The organism is Gallaecimonas zhanjiangensis (assembly GCF_057624825.1).
Genome location: NZ_CM172603.1, coordinates 3,060,605 through 3,079,571, shown reverse-complemented (window position 1 = coordinate 3,079,571; position 18,967 = coordinate 3,060,605). Strand labels below are relative to the sequence as shown.

The following is an 18,967-nucleotide window of genomic DNA, read 5'->3' as shown; positions in this document are numbered from 1 at the left end:
AGGCGCCGCAAGGCGCTTTTTATTGGTCTTTTGATGGGTATTTCCAATAAGGCGTGGGGCCGTATTTCTCGGCAAAAAAATCAATCACGCTGCGCACCGCCGCCGGTAAAAAACGCGCCTGAGGGTAGAGCATGGCAATTACCTGCTGCTGGTGGCCCGGTGCTACTTGGTAGTCGCTCAGCACGGGCTGCAGCGCTCGGCTTTGCAGCAGGTGGCCTATTTGCCAATCGGGCATCATCACAATACCCACATCATCCAGGGCGGCGCTGACCAGGCTGTCGGCGTTGTTGGCCACCAGCGAGCCGCCAAAGGTGTGTACCTCCAGCGGCGCCCCGGCGGCGCTGAAATAGGCCCGCTGCATCCCCATTTTGCCTTTATAGACCAGGCAGTTGTGCTGGTAGAGCTGCTGCGGTGTTTGCGGCGCGCCGTGCCGGGCTAGGTAGCCGGGGCTGGCGGCCAGAAAATAACGGGGTTTGTCGACCAGCCGCAGGTGCAGGCCGGAGTCTTGCAGTGGCGCGATGCGAAACAACAAGTCGGCGGCGTCGGCCAGGGGATTGATGAAGTCGTCGGTTTGCACCAGTTCAAGGCGAAGGGCAGGGTGGCGGCCGGTCAGCTCGGCCAGCCAGGGCACGATGTGCTTTTGGGCAAAGGTCACCGGCGCATTGATGCGTACCAGGCCGCCGGGCTCGCTTTGGCTGGCCTGCAGGCGCCGGTTGGTGTCGTCGAGGGTGGCGAGCATCTGGCGGAAGGTGTCGCCATAAAGGCGTCCGGCTTCGGTGGCCTCAACGGCGCGGGTATTGCGATAGAGCAGCTGGCTGCCAAGCTCGGTCTCCAGTTGCTGCACGATACGCGACACCGAAGAGGGGGACATGCCCTCACGGCGCGCCACCTCCGAGAAGTTGCCCAGCTCCAGGGTGGCCACGTACAGCTGCATGGCTTTGATATTGACCGTCATGGCCCTGTTCCTTATGCGTATCTTGCACAGAAGTTGTGTTTATCATCGCATTTTTCAAACAAGTATCCCTCCCTAAAATGCCCGCTTTATTGATTGAAAGCGCGAGGCGTTATGAAGTTGCTTGCCATGGTGCTGGTGGTGATAGCCGGCATGGGCTTGTCAGTTGAGGCCGGCATTTTGGGGCCACTTGGCCAACAGGTAGGGCATTACTGGGCGTGTTTTAGCCTGTTTGCGGTAGAGGCGGTGCTGGCGTTTTTGTTGATGCTGCTGTGGGGGCCGCGCCAGCCGGTATCGTTTTTCAGCGCCCCAGGCTGGCAGCTGACCGGCGGCATCCTCGGCCCGGGGTATGTGGTGATCCTCACCATCGTTACCCCGGTTATCGGGGTCACCTTGGCCATGACCGGCATCCTGGCCGGGCAGGTGGTGAAAAGTCTCGTTATCGACCACTTCGGTCTTTTTGGGGTGCCAAAGCGCCCGGTTAATCGCCACCACCTCATCGCCCTTGGCTTTGTGGCGGCGGCACTGGCGCTTATCGCAGGAGGGCAATGATGTTGGTGTTAATGATGGTGCTGCTGGCGGTGCTGGGCGGCGCGCTGCTGAGTATTCAGGCGGCGGTAAACGGGCGCCTTGGCGCCGTGCAGGGCAGTATCAGGGCCACCTTTTTAACCTTCTTGGTAGGTACCCTGGTGAGCGGGTTGCTGGTGCTGTTTTTCGAGCCGGCCCGAAATGTCACTTTGTTTGATGTACCCAAGTGGCAGCTGACCGGTTCGTTTTTGGGGCTGGTGTATGTGCTGACCATGGTGTTTGCGGTGCAGCGCATTGGTACCGCTGTGGCCACGGTGGCTGTGATCCTCGGGCAGTTGGCCATGTCCATGGTGATAGACAGCTTCGGTTGGCTGGGCAATGAGGCCATCGCCTTTTCCAGTAACAGGGTGCTGGCGGCGCTGTGCCTGGCGGCGGCGCTGTGGTTTATCTACTTGAGTAATAAAAAAGCGGCCAGCGCCGAGCCAGCGGCGCCAGAGGCCTTGGCTGAGAAGAGCTAAGGGCTCAGGTTTTGGCCAGACGGCGGGCGCGGACAATGCGCCCGCTTTCTTTTAAGGTGATCTCCACGGCGCCGTGGGCAACGGCCAGGGCGCGCATGTCCTGGTTGATGTCGTAATGGCTTTTGTGGGTGCCGGGGTGCTGATGCCAGCGCCGCTGTATGCCGATTTTATCGGCCATAGCATGAAGTTCGGCCTCGGTGTCGGCCAGCATGTGGCACATCACCATGCCCCGAAAGGGCGCCTGCATGTTGTCTACGTAAACCGCCACTACCACGCTCTTTTGCTTAAAAAAACGCCTGCACTTTACCAAAGCTGGGGGCTGGCGGCAAAGGTCGCAACCGCGGCGGCTATTGGTGATAATGGCGCCAACGCTTCTTGCAAAGGCAAAGTGCATGACCAAACCCCAGGGCCCCAAGGGCCAGTTGCAGGGCGATATCTTCTGGTCCAACGGCCAGCAGCCCCTGGCCGAGGCGCAGGTGGCGCTGCTTAAGGCCGTTGAACAAAGCGGCTCTATTTCCAAGGCCGCCAAGCTGGTGGGAATAAGCTACAAAACCGCCTGGGATCGCATCGATGCCATGAACAATATGTCGAGCCAAGCGCTGGTAAGCCGCACCACCGGCGGCGCCCAGGGCGGCGGCACCCGGCTCACCGAGCATGGCCTTCGCATCGTGGCGGGCTTTGAACAGTTGCAGGACGAGCACCGGCGCTTTATCGCCCAACTGGGCAATAAGGTGCAGTCGCTTAACGATGTGGCGTCATTTATGAAAGGAGGCAGCTTGCATACCAGCGCCAGGAACCAGTTTCGCGGCCTTATTCGCCGCATTACCGCCAGCGCCATCAACGCTGAAGTGGAGTTGGATATTGGCGCCGGCCAGCCGCTGGTGGCGATGATCACCCGTGACAGCGTCGAGCGCCTGGGCTTGGTGGAAGGCAGCGAGGTTATCGCTTTAGTGAAAGCCTCATCGGTGATAGTGAGCACTGACACAACCATTCAAACCAGCGCCCGCAACAAGCTGGTGGGCAAGGTGGCCAGGGTGCTGACTGGCAGCGTTAACAGCGACGTGACCCTGGATATCGGCGGCGGCAAGGCGGTGAGCGCCATCGTCACCAACACCAGTGCCCAAAGCCTGGCCCTTGCCGAAGGGATAGACGCCTGCGCGCTTTTTAAAGCGCCCAGCGTCATTTTGCTCAAAGAAGGTTAACGGACAATCGCCACCGATTTTATCTGCGCCCACAAAGATTGCCCTGGTTGCAAGGCCAGGGTGCTGGCCGAGCGGCGGGTCAGGCGGGCAATGAGGTGGTCGTTTTGGGCCTTAAGGCGCACCAGCACCATGGCGTCGTCTTTGTCTGGCACGATTTGCTCCACCTCGACCGCCAGCAGGTTAAGGATGCTCGAATCGCTGTGGCGGCTAAGGCTCAGGCTCACGTCTCTGGCCTGAACCCGAAGCCGCACCGGGCCGCCCAGGGTATCGCCGTTGTCTCTGACCCAAAGCGCGCCCCCAGGGCAGGCCACCTTGGCCAGATGCCACAGTGGGTCTCGCTCTGCCAGCTGCCCTTGCCACACCACGCTGGCGTCGTCCCCTGCCGGCAGCGGTAAATCGAGGCGCGAAAACACCTCCCCCACGGCCCCTTCGGCCTTCACCTTGCCTGCTTGCATAACCACCACGTGGTCGGCCAAGCGCGCCACTTCATCCATGGCGTGGCTGACATACACCACCGGCAGCGCAAAGGTGGTACGCAGCTTTTCAAGGTAGGGGAGGATCTCCTGCTTGCGCGCCATATCAAGAGCGGCCAGGGGTTCGTCCATCAACAGCAGGCTGGGCTGGATCAACAGCGCCCGGGCAATGGCCACCCGCTGGCGCTCGCCGCCGGAGAGCTGGTGCGGGTATCGCCCCAGCAACGGCTCGATACCCATCACCGCCAGCACCTTTTGATAAAGCGCCTCGGGGGTGGCTTTACCAGAGCGCTTGGTGGCGTAATCGAGGTTGCCTTTGGCGGTAAGGTGCGGGAACAGGCTCGATTCTTGAAACACGTACCCCAGCGGCCTTTTATGGGTTTTCAAAAAGAGGCCCTGGTCTTGCCAGGTATCGCCATTGACCGTCAAGCGCCCCACCGGGGCGCGCTCAAGGCCGGCCAGGCAGCGCAGCAAGGTGGTTTTGCCTGAGCCTGAGTGGCCGAAAATGGCGCTGACCCCTTGGCCGGGCAGGGTGAGGTCAACATCCAGGCTAAAGGCCGACTCGCCCTTGCCGGTCAGCCCCAGCGCAAAGCGGGCTTCGATACCGTGTTTAGACACCATCACTCCTTACTTGAGGCCCCACAGGCTGCTTTTACGTTGCAGGCTGTAAAGCCCCAGCAGTACCACAAAGGCAAAAACAACCATGGCGGCGCTCAGCACCTCGGCATGGCCGTATTCCAGGGCCTCGACGTGGTCATAAATTTGTACCGACACCACCCGGGTCTGGCCGGGGATATTGCCGCCTATCATCAGCACCACCCCAAATTCCCCCACGGTGTGGGCAAAGCCCAGCACGGCGGCGGTGATAAAACCGGGTTTGGCAAGGGGCACCACCACGCTGAAGAACCGGTCCCAGGGGCCGGCCCTTAAGGTGGCGGCCACTTCCAAAGGCCGCTCGCCCATGGCTTCCATGGCGTTTTGCAGCGGCTGGACCACAAAAGGCAGCGAATAAATCACCGACGCCACCACCAGTCCCCAGAAGGTAAAGGGCAGGGTGCCAAGGCCAAGGGCACTGGTGGCCTTGCCCACAAAACCGTTAGGGCCCATGGCGATAAGCAGGTAAAAACCCAGCACCGTTGGCGGCAGCACCAGCGGCAGGGCCACCAGGGCGCCGATGGGCCCTTTAAGCCAGGAGCGGGTGCGGGCCAGCCACCAGGCGATGGGGGTGCCCAACAACAGCAGCAGCGCGGTAACGGTGCTGGCCAGCTTCAGGGTGAGCCAAACGGCGGCAAGGTCAGCGTCGGAAAAAGCCATGGATGGGGTTACTCGGTTTTATAGCCGTAGGCATGGATGATAGCGCGAGCGGCATCGCTTTGAAGATACGAAAGTAACGCTTTGGCGCCGGCATCGTCGGCCCCGGCTTTAAGCAGCACTGCGTCCTGGCGGATGGGGCTGTAATACTCGCTTGGCACCAGCCAGCTGGAGCCGGAGGTGATTTTGCCATTGCTCATGATCTGCGACAGCGCCACAAAGCCGATGTCGGCGTTACCGGAGGCCACAAACTGGTAGGTCTGGGAGATGTTTTCACCCTGCACCCATTTAGCGCGGGTGGCGGCGGTAAGGTGCATTTTTTCAAGGGTTTGGGTGGCAGCCAGGCCATAGGGGGCCAGCTTGGGGTTAGCCAGAGACAGCTTGTTGAACTGGCCGCTTTGCAGGGGCTCGCCGCCGTCTTTGACCACCCCGGCTTTAGGCGACCACAGCGCCAGGGTGCCGATGGCATAGGTAAAGCGGCTGCCAGGTACCATCAGGGCGGCTTTTTCCATGGCGATGGGTTTGGCCTGGTCGGCAGAGAGGAATATCTCATAGGGGGCGCCGTTTTTAATTTGCGCAAAGAACTTGCCGGAAGAGCCAAAGGCCAGGCTCACCTTGTAGCCGGAGGTTTTTTCAAATTGTTGGGCGATTTGCTTCATCGGTGCCGTGAAGTTGGCCGCTACCGCCACTTGAATGTCTTTTGCATAGACGGGACTAATGAATAAATAAATAACAGTTATTAAAGACAGACTTTTAACCAATTTCATACCTTTCACCTCAATCAACTTTCATTTTGATGCTTGTCATTCTAAAGCATTCTGCTTACCGTTATATAGCGTTTTATATATCGCATATTTAAAAGTCATGAATCCAGCATCTCGGCTGTGAAAGCGAAATTTCTTATTTTTTATTTTTCTTTTTTGGGAGCTCAAGTCATGAAGAAAGGGCAATCCTTTCCTACGTTGTTGCCTTTGGCATCGCTGCTGTTCTGTTCCTCGGCGGTACTGGCAGACCAGGCCTCACCCTGGCAATTCGACGGCCATTACCGGCTGCGTTATGAAAGCCTGCAAAACGCCTACCGCGCCAATGCCCATGGCGACGACAGCGTGCTGGCCTCACAGCTTTTGGCCAGCCTCAAATACCAGGGCGAGAACCTGCTTGGCCAGGTAGAGCTGGAAGATGCCCGCACCTGGCTCGACGACAGCGGCACCCCCCTCGGTACCGATGATGTGAACACCCTTGAGCCCCTGCAAGCCTGGCTGGGCTGGCATGACGGCGACAAATGGCAGGTGCGGGTGGGCCGCCAGACCCTGGATATCGGCAGCCGCCGCCTGATGGCCCGCCAGCGTTTTCGTAACACCATCAACGCTTTTGACGGTATTTACGGCAGTTATAACGACGGTTTCGCCACCTGGCAGGCGTTTTACTTCAACCCGGTGACCATCCGCCCCGATAACCGCCAGGACCTTGACCACAACAAGACCCACCTGGACAAAGAAAGCAACGACCACGTCTGGGGCCTGGACTGGAACCACAAGGGCGCCACCGACCTGGAGCTTTACTATTACGGCACCGACAGCAACCGTGGCCGGCTCAAGCTCAGCACCCTGGGCTTTCGCAACCTCAACGCCATCGCCGCCAACCAGTGGCATTATGAGGTAGAAGCGGCCTACCAGTTTGGTGACAACGGCGATTTGGACGTCAACGCCGGCATGTTCCACGGCCAGATCGGTTACCAGTTTGATGACGCCCTGGCCTCGCGCCTGTCATTGCTGGCCGATTACGCCAGTGGCGACAGCGATCCGAACGACGGCAAATCCCAGCGCTTTAACACCCTGTTCGGGGTAAGCCGCTTCGACTTTGGCCCCACCGGCATTTACGGCGCCTTTGCCCGCACCAACATCATCTCCCCCGGCGTGCAGTGGGATTTCAAACCCGGTATTGGCAAAAGCGCCTTTATCGCCTACCGCGCTGTATGGCTGGCCTCGGCCCACGATTCGCAATCGCGCTCCGGGCTGCGTGATGCAAGCGGCGACAGCGGCCGCTTTGTCGGCCACCAAATCGAGGCTCGCTGGCGCATCGATTTGATGAAGCAGCTGCAACTGGAAATTGGCGGCGCCTACCTCATTAAGGGCGAGTTCTTCCGCGATGCCCCGAGCGCCCCGGACGACGGCAACACCAGCTACTTCTACACCCAGGCCACCTACAAGTTCTAAAGGCCAGGCCGCTAAAAGCGCTTCTTGATGAAGCGCTTTTTTTATTGGCAACGCCCCCCTTTTTACGCCGCCCACTGGCACTGATAGATAGCGTTGATTAGCGCTTCAAATGTTTCGATTGGATAGTGGCCGGCTATTTCATTATTTTCTTAATCGAACCCGCTCCCCGGTATTGAAACTCGTCTTTGAGCCTGTTTAACAAGTGACATTTCGTCGCTTGCGGCCCGCTATTGCCTGTTTTTTGCGAAACCGGCAATAGACATGGGGGGAGGGCAGTCGGTCTTTTCAGCACCGCGTCTATTAAGGCGCCCTTGGAGCCAGCGATGAGCAACAGTGACAACATCAAACCCTATTCAGGCCCGGCGGCAGGCTGGGGCGCGTTAAAAAGCGTGACCAAAAGCTGGCTGGGCAGTGAAAAGCCCCTGAAAAACCTGCGCGCCATGCTCAAGACCAACCAGAACAACGGGTTTGACTGCCCCGGTTGCGCCTGGGGCGAGTCCCCTGAAAGCGGCATGGTGAAATTTTGCGAAAACGGCGCCAAGGCGGTGAACTGGGAATCGACCGGCCGCTATGTCACCCCTGAATTCTTTGCCAAGTACAGTGTTGCGCAGCTGCTGCGCCAAACCGATTACTGGCTCGAATACCAAGGCCGCCTGACCCACCCAATGCGCTACAACGCCGCCACCGATCACTATGAGCCCATCGGCTGGGACGACGCCTTTGCCCTGGTGGCCAAGCACCTTCGCAGCCTGCCTTCTCCTGACATGGCCGAGTTTTACACCTCCGGGCGCGCCAGCAACGAAGCGGCCTATCTGTACCAGCTTTTTGTACGGGCCTTTGGCACCAACAACTTCCCCGATTGCTCCAACATGTGCCACGAGGCAAGCGGCCACGGCATGAGCACCACGTTGGGGGTGGGCAAGGGCACCGTGGTGTTTGACGATTTCGCCAAGGCCGACGCCATCTTCGTGATTGGCCAAAACCCCGGTACCAACCACCCGCGCATGCTCGAACCCCTGCGTGAAGCGGTAGAACGCGGTGCCCAGGTAGTGTGCTTTAACCCCTTGAAAGAGCGGGGCCTTGAAAGGTTCCAGCACCCTCAGCACCCCCTGGAGATGCTCAGTAACGGCGCCGAGCCTACCAATACCGCCTATTTTCGCCCGGCGCTGGGGGGCGACATGGCCGCCTTTCGCGGCATGGCCAAGTTTTTGTTGCAGTGGGAGCGTGAAGCCCAGCAAAAAGGTGAGCCGGCGGTGTTCGACCACGACTTTATCAACACCCACACCACTGGCATGGACGACTACCTGGCCGAGGTGGACGCCACCTCCTGGGAGCAGATCATCGCGCAATCGGGCCTTAGCCTGAGCGACATCGAGCTTGCCGCCGGCATGTACCGGCGCGCCGAGCGGGTGATCATGTGCTGGGCCATGGGGGTTACCCAGCACAAGCACTCGGTGCCAACAGTGCAGGAGATAGTCAACCTGCAACTGCTGCGCGGTAACGTTGGCAAGCCTGGCGCCGGTTTGTCGCCGGTGCGGGGCCACAGCAACGTGCAGGGGGACCGCACCATGGGCATTGATGAAATGCCCCCCGCCTGGTTGCTGGACGCCATCGAAAAACGCTTTAAATTCAAAGCGCCTCGTGGCCACGGCCATAACGCCGTGCAGGCCATTCAGGCCATGGAAGCGGGCCGTGCCAAGGTGTTTATTGCCCTTGGCGGTAACTTTGCCCAGGCCACCCCCGACACCCCTCGTACCCACAGCGCCCTTAAAAACTGCGCGTTAACGGTGCAAATCAGCACCAAGCTCAACCGCTCGCACCTGGTGGTGGGTAAAGACGCCATCATCCTGCCGTGCCTGGGCCGCACCGAGATTGACATGCAGGCCGAGGGCCAGCAGGGCATCACGGTGGAAGACACTTTCTCCATGGTGCATCTGTCCTTTGGCCAGCTAAAACCCGGCTCGGCACTGCTGCGCTCAGAGCCCGCTATCCTGGCCGGTATCGCCAAGGCCACCCTGGGCAATTTCCCGGTGGATTGGGACTATCTCATTGGCGATTACAGCCGCATTCGCGACCTTATCGCCGACACCATTCCCGGCTTTCGCGATTTCAACACCCGCTTGCAGCGCCCCGGCGGCTTTTACCTTGGCAATGGTGCCGCCGAGCGCCGCTGGCATACCGCCAGTGGCAAGGCGCAGTTTATCGCCAGCGCCCTGCCGGTAAGCCTGGTTAATCCCGAGGTGCTGGCCCGTGGCGACCAGCCCGACCTCATCTTGCAAACCCTGCGCTCTCACGACCAGTACAACACCACCCTCTACGGCCTGGACGACCGTTATCGCGGCGTGTTTGGGCTCAGGGAAGTGGTGTTTATCAACGAACAAGAGATCCGCCGCCTGGGCTTTGCCCCCGGTGACAAGGTGGACATGGTGGCGCTCTGGGACGACGGCCGCGAGCGGCGGGTCAGCGGTTTTGAGCTGGTGGCCTACGACATGCCCACCGGCCAAGCCGCCGCCTACTACCCGGAGACCAACCCGCTGGTGCCTCTGGAAAGTTACGGCGACACCACCTTTACGCCTACTTCCAAATTCGTGGCCATCAAGCTCGAGAAAGCCAAGCCCGACGGGCTGATCGCTTCTTCGGCCGTCTGAGCCGCCGGGCAGGGACGCCCCTCGCTTTACCACCGACTCCCAGGGCCGCCAGACGGCCGCCCCGGCCAGTCCTTGCGTCCAAAAACAAGGGGAACAACATGTTGCATGCTCTAGATCTGGCGCGGATACAGTTCGCGTTCACGGTCTCGTTTCACATTATTTTTCCCGCCATCACCATCGGGATGGCGAGTTACCTGGCGGTGCTTGAGGGGCTTTGGCTGAAAACGGCCAACCCCGTCTACAAGAACCTCTATCACTTCTGGTCAAAGATCTTTGCCGTCAACTTCGCCATGGGGGTGGTGTCGGGGCTGGTGATGTCTTACGAGTTTGGCACCAACTGGTCCCGTTTCTCCGACGTGGGCGGCGCCGTGACCGGCCCGCTGCTCACCTATGAAGTGCTGACCGCCTTCTTCCTCGAAGCGGGCTTTTTGGGGGTCATGCTGTTTGGCTGGCACAAGGTGAGCCGCAAGATGCACTTTTTCGCCACCATCATGGTGGCCATCGGCACCTTGATCTCCATGTTCTGGATCCTCTCCTCCAACAGCTGGATGCAGACCCCGCAGGGCTTTGACATCGTCAACGGCCGGGTGGTGCCGGTGGACTGGTTCAAGATTGTGTTCAACCCGTCCTTCCCCTATCGCTTCTGCCACATGGCGCTGGCGGCCTTTATCTCCACCGCCTTCTTTGTGGCCTCTTCGGCGGCCTGGCATCTTCTTAACGGCAACGACTCGCAGCCGGTGCGCAAGATGCTGTCCATGGCGATGTGGATGATCCTTATCGCCGCGCCGGTGCAGGCGGTGGTGGGGGATGCCCACGGCCTTAACACCCTGGAGCACCAGCCGGCCAAAATTGCCGCCATCGAGGGCCACTGGGAGAACAAACCCGGCGAGGCGACCCCCCTTATCCTCTTTGGCATTCCCGACATGGCCGCCGAGAAAACCAAATACAGCCTGGAGATCCCCTACCTTGGCAGCCTGATCCTCACCCACAGCCTGCACAAGCAGATCCCGGCCTTAAAGAGCTTCCCCAAGGAAGACAGGCCCAACTCCACCGTGATTTTCTGGACCTTCAGGGTGATGGCGGGGCTGGGCATGTTGATGGTGCTGAGCGGCCTGCTGGCGCTGGTGCTTCGCCGCCGTGGCAGTTTGTACCGTAATCGCCTGTTTTTGCGCTTTGTGATGCTGATGGGCCCGTCCGGCCTTATCGCCCTGCTGGCCGGCTGGATCACCACCGAAATGGGCCGCCAGCCCTGGGTGGTGTATGGGCTGCTGCGCACCAAAGATGCGGTATCCAACCACGATGTCTACCAGCTGAGCTTCTCCCTTGCCCTCTTTGTGGTCATCTACTTCGCCGTCTTTACCGTCGGTATTGGCTACATGCTGCGCCTAGTCAAAAAAGGCCCGGCCCAGGGCGACGACGGCCATGGCGACCAGCACGGCGCCTTTCGCAGACCTTTGTCCATCACTGAATAACCGGGGACTGACTCATGATTCAAAGTATCGACCTCTCGGTCATCTGGGCTGTCATCATCCTCTTTGGCTTGATGATGTATGTGGTCATGGACGGGTTTGATCTCGGCCTTGGCATCCTCTTTCCCTTCATCAAGGACCGCCATGAGCGGGACGTGATGATGAACACCGTGGCGCCGGTATGGGACGGCAACGAAACCTGGATAGTGTTTGGGGCGGCGGCCATGTATGCCGCTTTCCCCCTGGCCTACGCCGTGATTTTAGAAGCGCTCTATATCCCGCTGGTGTTGGTGCTGGCCGGGCTTATTTTTCGCGGCGTGGCCTTTGAGTTTCGGTTTAAGGCGTCGGATGAAAGCCGCCACATCTGGGACAAAGCCTTTATCGGCGGCTCTTTGCTGGCCACCTTTTTCCAGGGCGTGGCCCTTGGCACCTATGTGTCGGGCATTCCGGTGGCCAACCGCCAGTTTGCCGGCTCGGCCCTGGACTGGCTGGCGCCGTTCCCGCTCTTTTGCGGCCTGGGGCTGGTGGTGACCTATGCGCTGCTGGCCAGCACCTGGCTGCTGATTAAAACCGACGGCATGCTTGAGTCGCGGATGCGCAGCATCAGCCAACCGCTGTTGTACCTGCTGGCGCTCATTATTGCGGTAACCATCTTCTGGACCGGTGCCAATCATGGCGACATGGCCCGCTTCTGGGTGGCCGGGCACGGGGTTGGCTTCGGGCTGATGGTGGTGCTGGCACTGCTGGCCGCCACCCTTATCCGCAAGACCTTGCGCCGCCACCACTCGCACCTGCCTTTTGTGGGGGTGCTGCTGCTGGTGTTCTTGGGCTACGCGGCCCTGGGTATTAGCCTCTGGCCCAACATCATTCCTCCATCGGTAGACTTGTGGGCCGCTGCCTCGCCCATCCAGAGCCAGCTGTTTGCGCTGATTGGCACCTTGTTCATCTTGCCCATCATCCTGGCCTACACCTGCTGGGGCTATTACGTGTTCCGCGGCAAGGTGCGGGTAGGGGACGCCTACCACTAACTTGCCAGTGAAGCCCTAATCCTGTTTGCGTTGTAACCCACCTCAGAGGGTCTTGCCCTCCTTTGCACAAGCGCCGCGGCTTTCGCTGGCGCTTTTTTTTGCCTGTTTTACAGGCCGATACTGAGCACCTTTTGGGCGGCGGCAAAGCATTGCTCGGCCAGCGCCGAACGCGGCTCGGCGCGGCGCATCACCAGGCCCACCGGTGAATGGGTGGCGCCGTCGCCAATGGGCAGCAATTGCAAAGTGTCGCTGAGGCTTTCCATGCCGCTATGGCGGGGCATCACGGCGCAGCACACCCCGGCCCTTACCGCCTGCATCAGCTGGTAGGTGGAATCGCTCTCCAGCACCGTTCTTGCGTGTAGGCCAAGGCCGGCCAGTTTGACGGCGATGGCCTGGCGAAAACGCATGGTGCGGCTCAGCATGCCAAGGGGCACCGACACCACCTCTTGCCAATCAAGGGTGGTGCTTGCAAAGCGAAAATAGCGCTCGTCAAACAGCAGCCCCATCTCGGTGACCGCCAGTTCGATGATGTCAAAACGCTCCGGGTCTACTTCGTCGAGGTAACAAAGGCCAAGGTCCAGCTGGTTGCTGCCAAGGTGCTCGATGATGTCTTCTGAGCTCATGGAGGAAAGCTGAAACGACAGCTCCGGGTATTGGCTGGATAGCGGTTTTACCAGCTCCATGGCGTCAAAGCTCGACAGCGGCACCATGCCTAAACGCAGGTTACCCACCAGTTGGCCCCGGCAACTGGCGGCTTCGACCTTGAGGCCGTCGTGGGCGGCCAGCAGGGTCTTGGCCCAGGCCAGAATGCGCAGCCCCGAGTCGGTAAAGCCCTCAAAGCGGTGGCCACGCCTGACCAGCTCCAGGCCCAGCTCGTCTTCAAGCTTGCTGATGCGCATGGACAGGGTGGGCTGGGTAACGTGGCAAAGCTCGGCGGCTTTACGAAAGTGGCGGGTTTGGTCGAGGGCGATAAGAAATTTGAGTTGTTTTATATCCATAAAAGGCCCTATGGCTGGCGGCGTACCGCAATGTCGATGAGGGTAATTAACGATGCTGGCGCGGGGCTTGGCAAGGCGGGGGCGGTGAGAGTGCTGGCTAAAACGCAAAAAAGCCGACGGCGGCGCCGTCAGCTCAGTACAAAATTCACCGGTTTAAGTGGCGGCGGCAGGGCCTTGGTGCCGGTGGCGGCCAGGATCTCCCGCTCTATGGTGCGAATAAGGGCGTCGAGGGGCAGATCGTTGTCCTCCATGCCAAAGGGGTCTTCCAGCTCGGTGGCAATGGCATCGAGGCCAAAAAAGGTGTAGCTGACCATGGTGGTAAAGAGCGGCGCCAGCCAGCCCAGGGGCTCGGCCATGGCGATGGGCAGCAGCAGGCAAAACAGGAAGGTGGTGCGGTGCAGCAGCAAGGTGTAGGGAAAGGGCAGCGGCGTGTTTTTAATGCGCTCGCAGTTGGCCTGGGCCTCGCTTAAGCCTTGCAGGCGCTGCTCCAGGGTAATGTAGCGCCATTCGCTCATCTGCCCTTCTTTGGCAAGTGTTGCGCAGCGCTCCCCCAGCTGGCGAAGCAGCAGATCGCTGATGTTGTCGCAGCCGTCGTCACTCAGCTCGGCCACCCAGGGCTTGGCGGCCCGGTACTCGCTGGCACCGCGCAGGCGGGCGCCAAGGGCATGGGCAAAGCCCAGCAGCTGGTAAAGGGCGACGCGCCGCGCGGGTTCTGGCAGGGCAATGCTTTCGCGGATAAAAGAGCGCACCTCGATGATGATTTTGCCCCACATCTGCCGCCCTTCCCACCAGCGGGCATAACAGGCGTTGTTGCGAAAACTGAGGAATATGGAAAGGGACAACCCCAGCAGCGTAAAAGGGGTGGCACTGACCTTGGTAAAGGTGGAGGGGTAGTGTTTTTCCACCAGCACGATGATGCAGGCCAACAAGGTGATCAGCAAGCAGCGCCAGGCCACACGTTTAACAATTGAGCCCTTGCGCATGGTAAGGGTGGAAAACCAAAAAGTGTCGCGGCGGATGATCATGGCATGTCAGCTTTTAAAAAGGCAGGCATTATTACTCGCCCATAAATTCGCGAATAACGCTGTTAATTTTAATTAAACTGCCCGGTGAATGGGCAAGGGTATTTTTTAAATCAAGAAAAGGCGCCTTTTTATTTTCAAAGGATAAGGTGCCGGCCGCAGTTAAATGCAAATGGGTTGGCGTTTGCGCTTTGGCCGGCAGCAGTTGCAACTGGGTGTCGGCGCTACCGGCCAGGTGCCATTGCTGCGCGCCCTTTGTTACCAGGGCAGGGTAGTTGCCAAGGGTCTTGGCCAGGGCTTTGACATCCTCGCTGATAAGGGTGAGGTCCAGCCGGTGATGCAGGGCCAGGGCCAACAAAGACTCCAGCTGCGCCGCAGGCGCTGCGGCTGGTAACCGGCTGAGCAAGGTGGTGTGGCGAAAGCCCGCTGCATTTGCGGCGCTAAAGCCAGCATCTATTGCCAGGCGCGCCTTGGGGGCAAGAGCGGCGGGGTTATCCAGCTGCACGCCGATGCGCGACAGCCCGGCCGTAAAGAGCGCGGCGGCCTGTTCGGCAAGCAGTTGGCCGTTGGTCAGCAGCGCCAGCTCAACCAGCCCGGGCAGGTGGGCAATGCGCCGGCAAAGGGCAATGATGTCGCCCCGCAGCAGCGGCTCACAGCCGGCCAGCAGCACCTTGCGAAGGCCAAGGTGAACCAGGCTTTTTATCAGCAGGCTCAGTTCATTGAGGGTCAGGGCAACCGATGCGCTGAGAGATGAATGCTGCGCGTTTTTATCAACGCAGTATTCACATTGAAAATGACAAGAATCTAAAAGTGAGATCCGTAAATAACGTCCCGTTAAAAACGAGCTGAATGTTGCCATTTTCACACCCTTTTCGTCATAAGCCCGGTGAACATGCAATAAAAACAACCATGGCTGGATCTTGGCAAATATCAGGAGTGCTGTGAAATCGTTTGAATTTACCGCTTGATAAGCGTTGTCTATTGAGTAAATCCCGCTTAAACAAAGAAAATTAAAAGGGCATTAACGCCATTCGTTGCTTTTATTTTTTTGGTTTGGTTTGGTTTGGGTGGCAGGGGCCAGACATGGCCTATCTCAAAGCCCAATATGCCAGCGTCACCACCCCCATCATGGCGGCCAACGCCCTGGACGACCTATGGGCGCTGGTGCAATCGCGAGACGCCTTCATCAAGGCTTATAGCCAGGCGCCGCAAAGTTGCAGAGACATCGAGGTGCATGGCTGCAGCATCGGCCACATGGGGTATTTTCGCCCCGCCTGCCAGTGGCTGTGGGAAGACATGCTGCGCTGGCTGCAATCGCCCATCTCCGAGGCGCAGCACCGCCAATCCTGGGCGCTGGATAAAGAAAAAGAGCTGTTCCCACGGCTGCCTATATAGCCCTGAGCCCTTCTTCAAAAGACGTGACCTTAAAGTCGGGAAAGCGCGCTTTGAACTTGTCCGATACAAAAAGGTTATCCACCTGGTAGCGGGGCAACAGTTCTGCCGCATCCCGCAAGGTTTGGCTAAAAAGCCCGGCCAGTTTGAGCTGCCAGGCCTTCAGCACCTTGTAGCGGGGCGCCGCCCCCAGCACCTTGGCGGCCAGGGTCACAAACTGGCGGTAGGTAAGGCGGTTGTCGTCGCAAGGCAGGTGCCAGGTCTGGCCGAAGGCGTCCGGGGTGTTGCCCAAAAGCGCCATGGCCCGGCTGGCATCGGGGGTGTAGATAAGGCTTCTAAGGGTGTCATCGCGCAAGAACACCTTGGCGGCTTTACCTGCCTTCAAGGGGTTGATGACGGTGGCGTTGGTGATGCTCTGGGTCTTGCCCGGCCCGTAAAACTCCGGGGCCCGGCAGATAAGGGCCTGCACCCGGCCCTTTGCCATGGCCTCAAGCAGCATACTGGCAATTTCGCCCCGCACCCGGCCTTTGGCGCCATAAGGCACAAAGGGGGTCTCTTCGGTCTGGGGCGCACTGGTCTGGGGATACATGTAGGTGTTGTCGAAAAACACCAACTTGGCCTTGTGGGCGGCGCAGGCGTTGATGACGTTTTCCATGATAAGCGGCCACTGGGCCTGCCAGAGCGCCGTGTCCATGGGCAGGCCGGCGGTGAGGTAGACCACCTCTGAGCCGGCTACGGCGTCCATGGTCTGGCCGGCGTCCAACAGATCGGCGCTCAGCAGCTGGTCGCTGCCGTTAACCTGTTGCGGCCGGCGGCTAACTAGGCGGATTTGCTCGGTAAAGTCCGCTTTTAACGCCTTTGCCAGTTCTTGGCCAATTTGTCCGCTAGCGCCCAGTATGGTTTGCATCTTGTCTTGCCTCTTTGCTCGTTATTGCAGTAGCACTAAGGCTAAGGTTAAAGCCAGATTTAAGGTCAAGCCTGGTCTCAGCCTATTGACCTTAAAGTGAGATTTAACCTTAGAGTGGCGCCTGGGTTTTAAATCAAGGTAGGCAAGGTGATGGAAAAAGATATGACCCAAGTGACCTTCGGCAGCCAGCAAGTGGATGTGATAGCCGGCGGCTATTACCACAGGTACCGTATGAACCCGGACCTGGATCAGGTGGCCAAAGACCCCTTGGCTGGGGACATCAGCTGGTTTCGCACCTTGCCCAAGCGCCAGCTCGACTCGCGGATAGGCCTGACCTGGGCCCCCAACTTTTACTACCGCAGCCAAAACCTGCAGTTGCTGATGCTGGCCCCCATGGCCAAGCTCAAAGCAGCCTTGCCGGTGCCTTTGGAACCCTTGCGGGCCCTGCCTGGCTATGGTCTGGTGGCGCTCACTTTTTTCGCCTACGACCTTTGCGACAATGACCCCTACCAGGAGGCCTCAGTCGCCGTGGTGGTTCGGGCGCCAGGGGCCAAGGGCTCGCAGCTGGGTGAACTCATCAGCGCCATGGGCCAGCGTCATTTTCATGCCCATGTGCTGGCCTTGCCGGTCACCACCGAGATAGCGAGAGTGCGGGGTGTAGAGGCTTACCAGCTGCCCAAATGGCGGGCCGATATCGACCTCGAGATAAGCGATAAGGCCAGTGCCCGCATCCTGGGGCCAGACGGCAAGGTGGACTTGGCGCTCAGCGCGCCGCTGCCGCGCCTTCGCCGGGTGCCCAGCCAGTCTCATATGAGCCAAGCCACCATGGTCCACCAAGTTGACGGCCGCTGGCAGCAAACCCTGGTGCAGACCAATACCCTGGCCTTTGCCCAGCAGCTGCTGCCGCGAAAACTGCGCCTGACCCGGGGCCAGGGCCCCTTGAGCACCTTGCTGCAACAGCTGGGGGCGGGGCTGGTGCTGCGTTTTGATGTGGTGCAGGACGCCCAATCGGCCCTGCATCTACCCACCCCTTTAGGAGCCCGCCTATGACAGCGCCCCGTTTTGATCTGGTGGTGTTCGGCGCCACCAGCTTTGTTGGCCAAATTTTGACCCGCTACCTGAGCCAGTACCTGGCAGAAAGCCAAGAACCGCTGCGCTGGGCCATCGCCGGGCGCTCGGCCACCAAGCTCGAAGCCCTTAAGGCCTCCTTGGGGGAAGCGGACAAAGACTTGCCGATACTCATTAGCGACGCCACCGACGCCAGCCAAATCGCCGCCCTTTGCGCCCAAACCCAGGCCGTGGTGTCCACCGTCGGCCCCTATGCCCTCTATGGCGAGCCTTTGATTAAGGCCTGCGCCGAAGGGGGCACCGATTATTGTGACCTTACCGGTGAGGCCCAGTGGATAAAGCGGATGGTGGACAAATACCAGGCCGCCGCCCGCCAAAGCGGCGCCCGCATCGTTCATTGCTGCGGCTTTGACTCTGTGCCCTCAGATATGGGGGTGTGGCTTTTGCAACAAGAAGCCGTCAAACGCTGGGGCCAGCCCCTTGGCAAGGTCACCATGAGGGTCAAGGCCATGAAAGGCGGCGCCTCTGGCGGCACAGTAGCCAGCATCCTTCAATTCATCGAAGAGGCCCTGGCCGACCCGGCTATCCGCAAGGACATCAACAATCCCTATTCACTGTGCCCACCGGCGCCGCTCAACAGCGCCCGCCAGCATCAAGTCAAAGCCGCCGAATACGACCACAACGCCCAGTCCTGGGCGGCGCCCTTTCTGATGGCCGCCGTTAACGAACGGGTGGTGCACCGCTCCAATGCCCTCTTGGGGCAGGCCTACGGCCAGGACTTTAGCTACAACGAGGGGCTGCTGACCGGCCCTGGCCTCAAGGGCCGCCTTAAGGCCTTTGGAGTGGTGGCGGCCCTGGGGGCCTTTATGCTCGGCGCTTTACTTAAGCCGGGGCGCTACTTGATGCAGCGCTTTTTACTGCCCAAACCCGGCGAGGGCCCAAGCCCCGCCGCCCAGCTTGCCGGTTACTTTGACCTGCGCTTTTGGGGCAAGGGCGAGGCTGGCCGGGCCCTTAGCCTCAAGGTCACAGGCGACCGGGACCCAGGCTATGGCGCCACCGCCAAGATGTTGGGCCAAGCCGCCCTCTTTTTGGCCCTTGATATGCGAGCAGGCAGTGAGAAAACCGGCAGGCCCGGCGGTTTTTGGACTCCGGCCAGCGCCTTTGGCGAGGGTTATCTTGAGCGCCTGCGCCGCCACAGCGGCATGGCCTTTACGCTTGGCGAGGGGCACTAAATC

19 protein-coding genes are annotated in these 18,967 nt (G+C 59.8%); 10 read left to right on the top strand and 9 right to left on the bottom strand.

Annotated elements, in window-relative coordinates:
* Positions 1-19: 19 nt before the first annotated feature.
* Positions 20-955: a LysR family transcriptional regulator gene (locus tag AC22G1_RS14705; protein ID WP_487314035.1), complete on the bottom strand. Its 936-nt coding sequence runs from the start codon at positions 953-955 to the stop codon at positions 20-22.
* A gap of 111 nt (positions 956-1,066) precedes the next feature.
* Between AC22G1_RS14705 and AC22G1_RS14700 the strand changes: the two genes are divergently transcribed.
* Both AC22G1_RS14700 and AC22G1_RS14695 read left to right on the top strand, forming a co-directional pair.
* Positions 1,067-1,504, top strand: a complete 438-nt coding sequence (locus tag AC22G1_RS14700) for a DMT family transporter (RefSeq protein WP_487314034.1) — start codon at positions 1,067-1,069, stop codon at positions 1,502-1,504.
* A 2-nt stretch (positions 1,505-1,506) separates the two neighbouring features.
* Positions 1,507-1,998, top strand: a complete 492-nt coding sequence (locus AC22G1_RS14695; protein ID WP_487316730.1) for a DMT family transporter — start codon at positions 1,507-1,509, stop codon at positions 1,996-1,998.
* 4 nt (positions 1,999-2,002) lie between these two features.
* On the opposite strand, the gene AC22G1_RS14690 is transcribed toward AC22G1_RS14695, so the two are convergent.
* Positions 2,003-2,266 (bottom strand): DUF4031 domain-containing protein, encoded by a 264-nt coding sequence (locus AC22G1_RS14690; protein WP_487314033.1) that lies wholly within the window; start codon positions 2,264-2,266, stop codon positions 2,003-2,005.
* 124 nt (positions 2,267-2,390) lie between these two features.
* On the opposite strand from AC22G1_RS14690, the gene modE reads away from it, so the two are divergent.
* Positions 2,391-3,200, top strand: a complete 810-nt coding sequence (gene modE, locus AC22G1_RS14685) for a molybdenum-dependent transcriptional regulator ModE (RefSeq protein WP_487314032.1) — start codon at positions 2,391-2,393, stop codon at positions 3,198-3,200.
* On the opposite strand, the gene modC is transcribed toward modE, so the two are convergent.
* From modC to modA, 3 genes are read right to left on the bottom strand one after another with little or no spacing between them, the layout of a single operon-like run.
* Positions 3,197-4,291 (bottom strand): molybdenum ABC transporter ATP-binding protein, encoded by a 1,095-nt coding sequence (gene modC, locus AC22G1_RS14680; protein WP_487314031.1) that lies wholly within the window; start codon positions 4,289-4,291, stop codon positions 3,197-3,199. The genes modE and modC overlap by 4 nt on opposite strands.
* A gap of 9 nt (positions 4,292-4,300) precedes the next feature.
* Entirely contained in the window at positions 4,301-4,987 is a 687-nt protein-coding gene (gene modB, locus AC22G1_RS14675; protein ID WP_487314030.1) for a molybdate ABC transporter permease subunit, read from the bottom strand.
* A gap of 8 nt (positions 4,988-4,995) precedes the next feature.
* Entirely contained in the window at positions 4,996-5,643 is a 648-nt protein-coding gene (modA, locus tag AC22G1_RS14670; protein WP_487314029.1) for a molybdate ABC transporter substrate-binding protein, read from the bottom strand.
* Between the two features lie 276 nt (positions 5,644-5,919).
* Between modA and AC22G1_RS14665 the strand changes: the two genes are divergently transcribed.
* The 4 genes from AC22G1_RS14665 to cydB all read left to right on the top strand — a co-directional run bounded on the left by AC22G1_RS14665 (position 5,920) and on the right by cydB (position 12,345).
* Positions 5,920-7,200 carry an alginate export family protein gene (locus tag AC22G1_RS14665; protein ID WP_487314028.1) on the top strand — a complete coding sequence of 427 codons (1,281 nt, stop codon included), beginning with the start codon at positions 5,920-5,922 and terminating at the stop codon, positions 7,198-7,200.
* A 323-nt stretch (positions 7,201-7,523) separates the two neighbouring features.
* Complete coding sequence (locus AC22G1_RS14660) at positions 7,524-9,848, top strand: FdhF/YdeP family oxidoreductase (RefSeq protein ID WP_487314027.1); 2,325 nt, start codon at positions 7,524-7,526, stop codon at positions 9,846-9,848.
* Positions 9,849-9,946: 98 nt separating this feature from the next.
* Entirely contained in the window at positions 9,947-11,320 is a 1,374-nt protein-coding gene (locus tag AC22G1_RS14655) for a cytochrome ubiquinol oxidase subunit I (protein WP_487314026.1), read from the top strand.
* 14 nt (positions 11,321-11,334) lie between these two features.
* The gene (cydB, locus tag AC22G1_RS14650) at positions 11,335-12,345 is read left to right on the top strand and encodes a cytochrome d ubiquinol oxidase subunit II (RefSeq protein WP_417360939.1); all 1,011 of its coding nucleotides are present in this window, start codon (positions 11,335-11,337) and stop codon (positions 12,343-12,345) included.
* Between the two features lie 107 nt (positions 12,346-12,452).
* Here the strand turns inward: cydB and AC22G1_RS14645 are convergent, their stop codons facing one another.
* The 3 genes from AC22G1_RS14645 to AC22G1_RS14635 form a co-directional block, all read right to left on the bottom strand.
* Positions 12,453-13,343, bottom strand: coding sequence for a LysR family transcriptional regulator (locus AC22G1_RS14645; RefSeq protein WP_487314025.1), 891 nt, complete (start codon positions 13,341-13,343; stop codon positions 12,453-12,455).
* A 128-nt stretch (positions 13,344-13,471) separates the two neighbouring features.
* Positions 13,472-14,368 carry a bestrophin family protein gene (locus AC22G1_RS14640; protein ID WP_487314024.1) on the bottom strand — a complete coding sequence of 299 codons (897 nt, stop codon included), beginning with the start codon at positions 14,366-14,368 and terminating at the stop codon, positions 13,472-13,474.
* Between the two features lie 31 nt (positions 14,369-14,399).
* Positions 14,400-15,224 carry a radical SAM protein gene (locus tag AC22G1_RS14635; protein ID WP_487314023.1) on the bottom strand — a complete coding sequence of 275 codons (825 nt, stop codon included), beginning with the start codon at positions 15,222-15,224 and terminating at the stop codon, positions 14,400-14,402.
* A gap of 224 nt (positions 15,225-15,448) precedes the next feature.
* Between AC22G1_RS14635 and AC22G1_RS14630 the strand changes: the two genes are divergently transcribed.
* The gene (locus AC22G1_RS14630; protein ID WP_487314022.1) at positions 15,449-15,760 is read left to right on the top strand and encodes a hypothetical protein; all 312 of its coding nucleotides are present in this window, start codon (positions 15,449-15,451) and stop codon (positions 15,758-15,760) included.
* Here AC22G1_RS14630 and AC22G1_RS14625 read toward each other — a convergent pair.
* Positions 15,753-16,664 (bottom strand): NAD-dependent epimerase/dehydratase family protein, encoded by a 912-nt coding sequence (locus tag AC22G1_RS14625; protein ID WP_487314021.1) that lies wholly within the window; start codon positions 16,662-16,664, stop codon positions 15,753-15,755. The two genes, AC22G1_RS14630 and AC22G1_RS14625, sit on opposite strands and share 8 nt — an antisense overlap.
* A 162-nt stretch (positions 16,665-16,826) precedes the next feature.
* Between AC22G1_RS14625 and AC22G1_RS14620 the strand changes: the two genes are divergently transcribed.
* Together AC22G1_RS14620 and AC22G1_RS14615 are read left to right on the top strand one after the other, a co-directional pair.
* Positions 16,827-17,714 carry an acetoacetate decarboxylase family protein gene (locus AC22G1_RS14620; protein ID WP_487314020.1) on the top strand — a complete coding sequence of 296 codons (888 nt, stop codon included), beginning with the start codon at positions 16,827-16,829 and terminating at the stop codon, positions 17,712-17,714.
* Entirely contained in the window at positions 17,711-18,964 is a 1,254-nt protein-coding gene (locus AC22G1_RS14615) for a saccharopine dehydrogenase family protein (RefSeq protein ID WP_487314019.1), read from the top strand. Before AC22G1_RS14620 ends, AC22G1_RS14615 begins: the two co-directional genes overlap by 4 nt.
* The last annotated feature ends 3 nt before the right edge of the window (positions 18,965-18,967 follow it).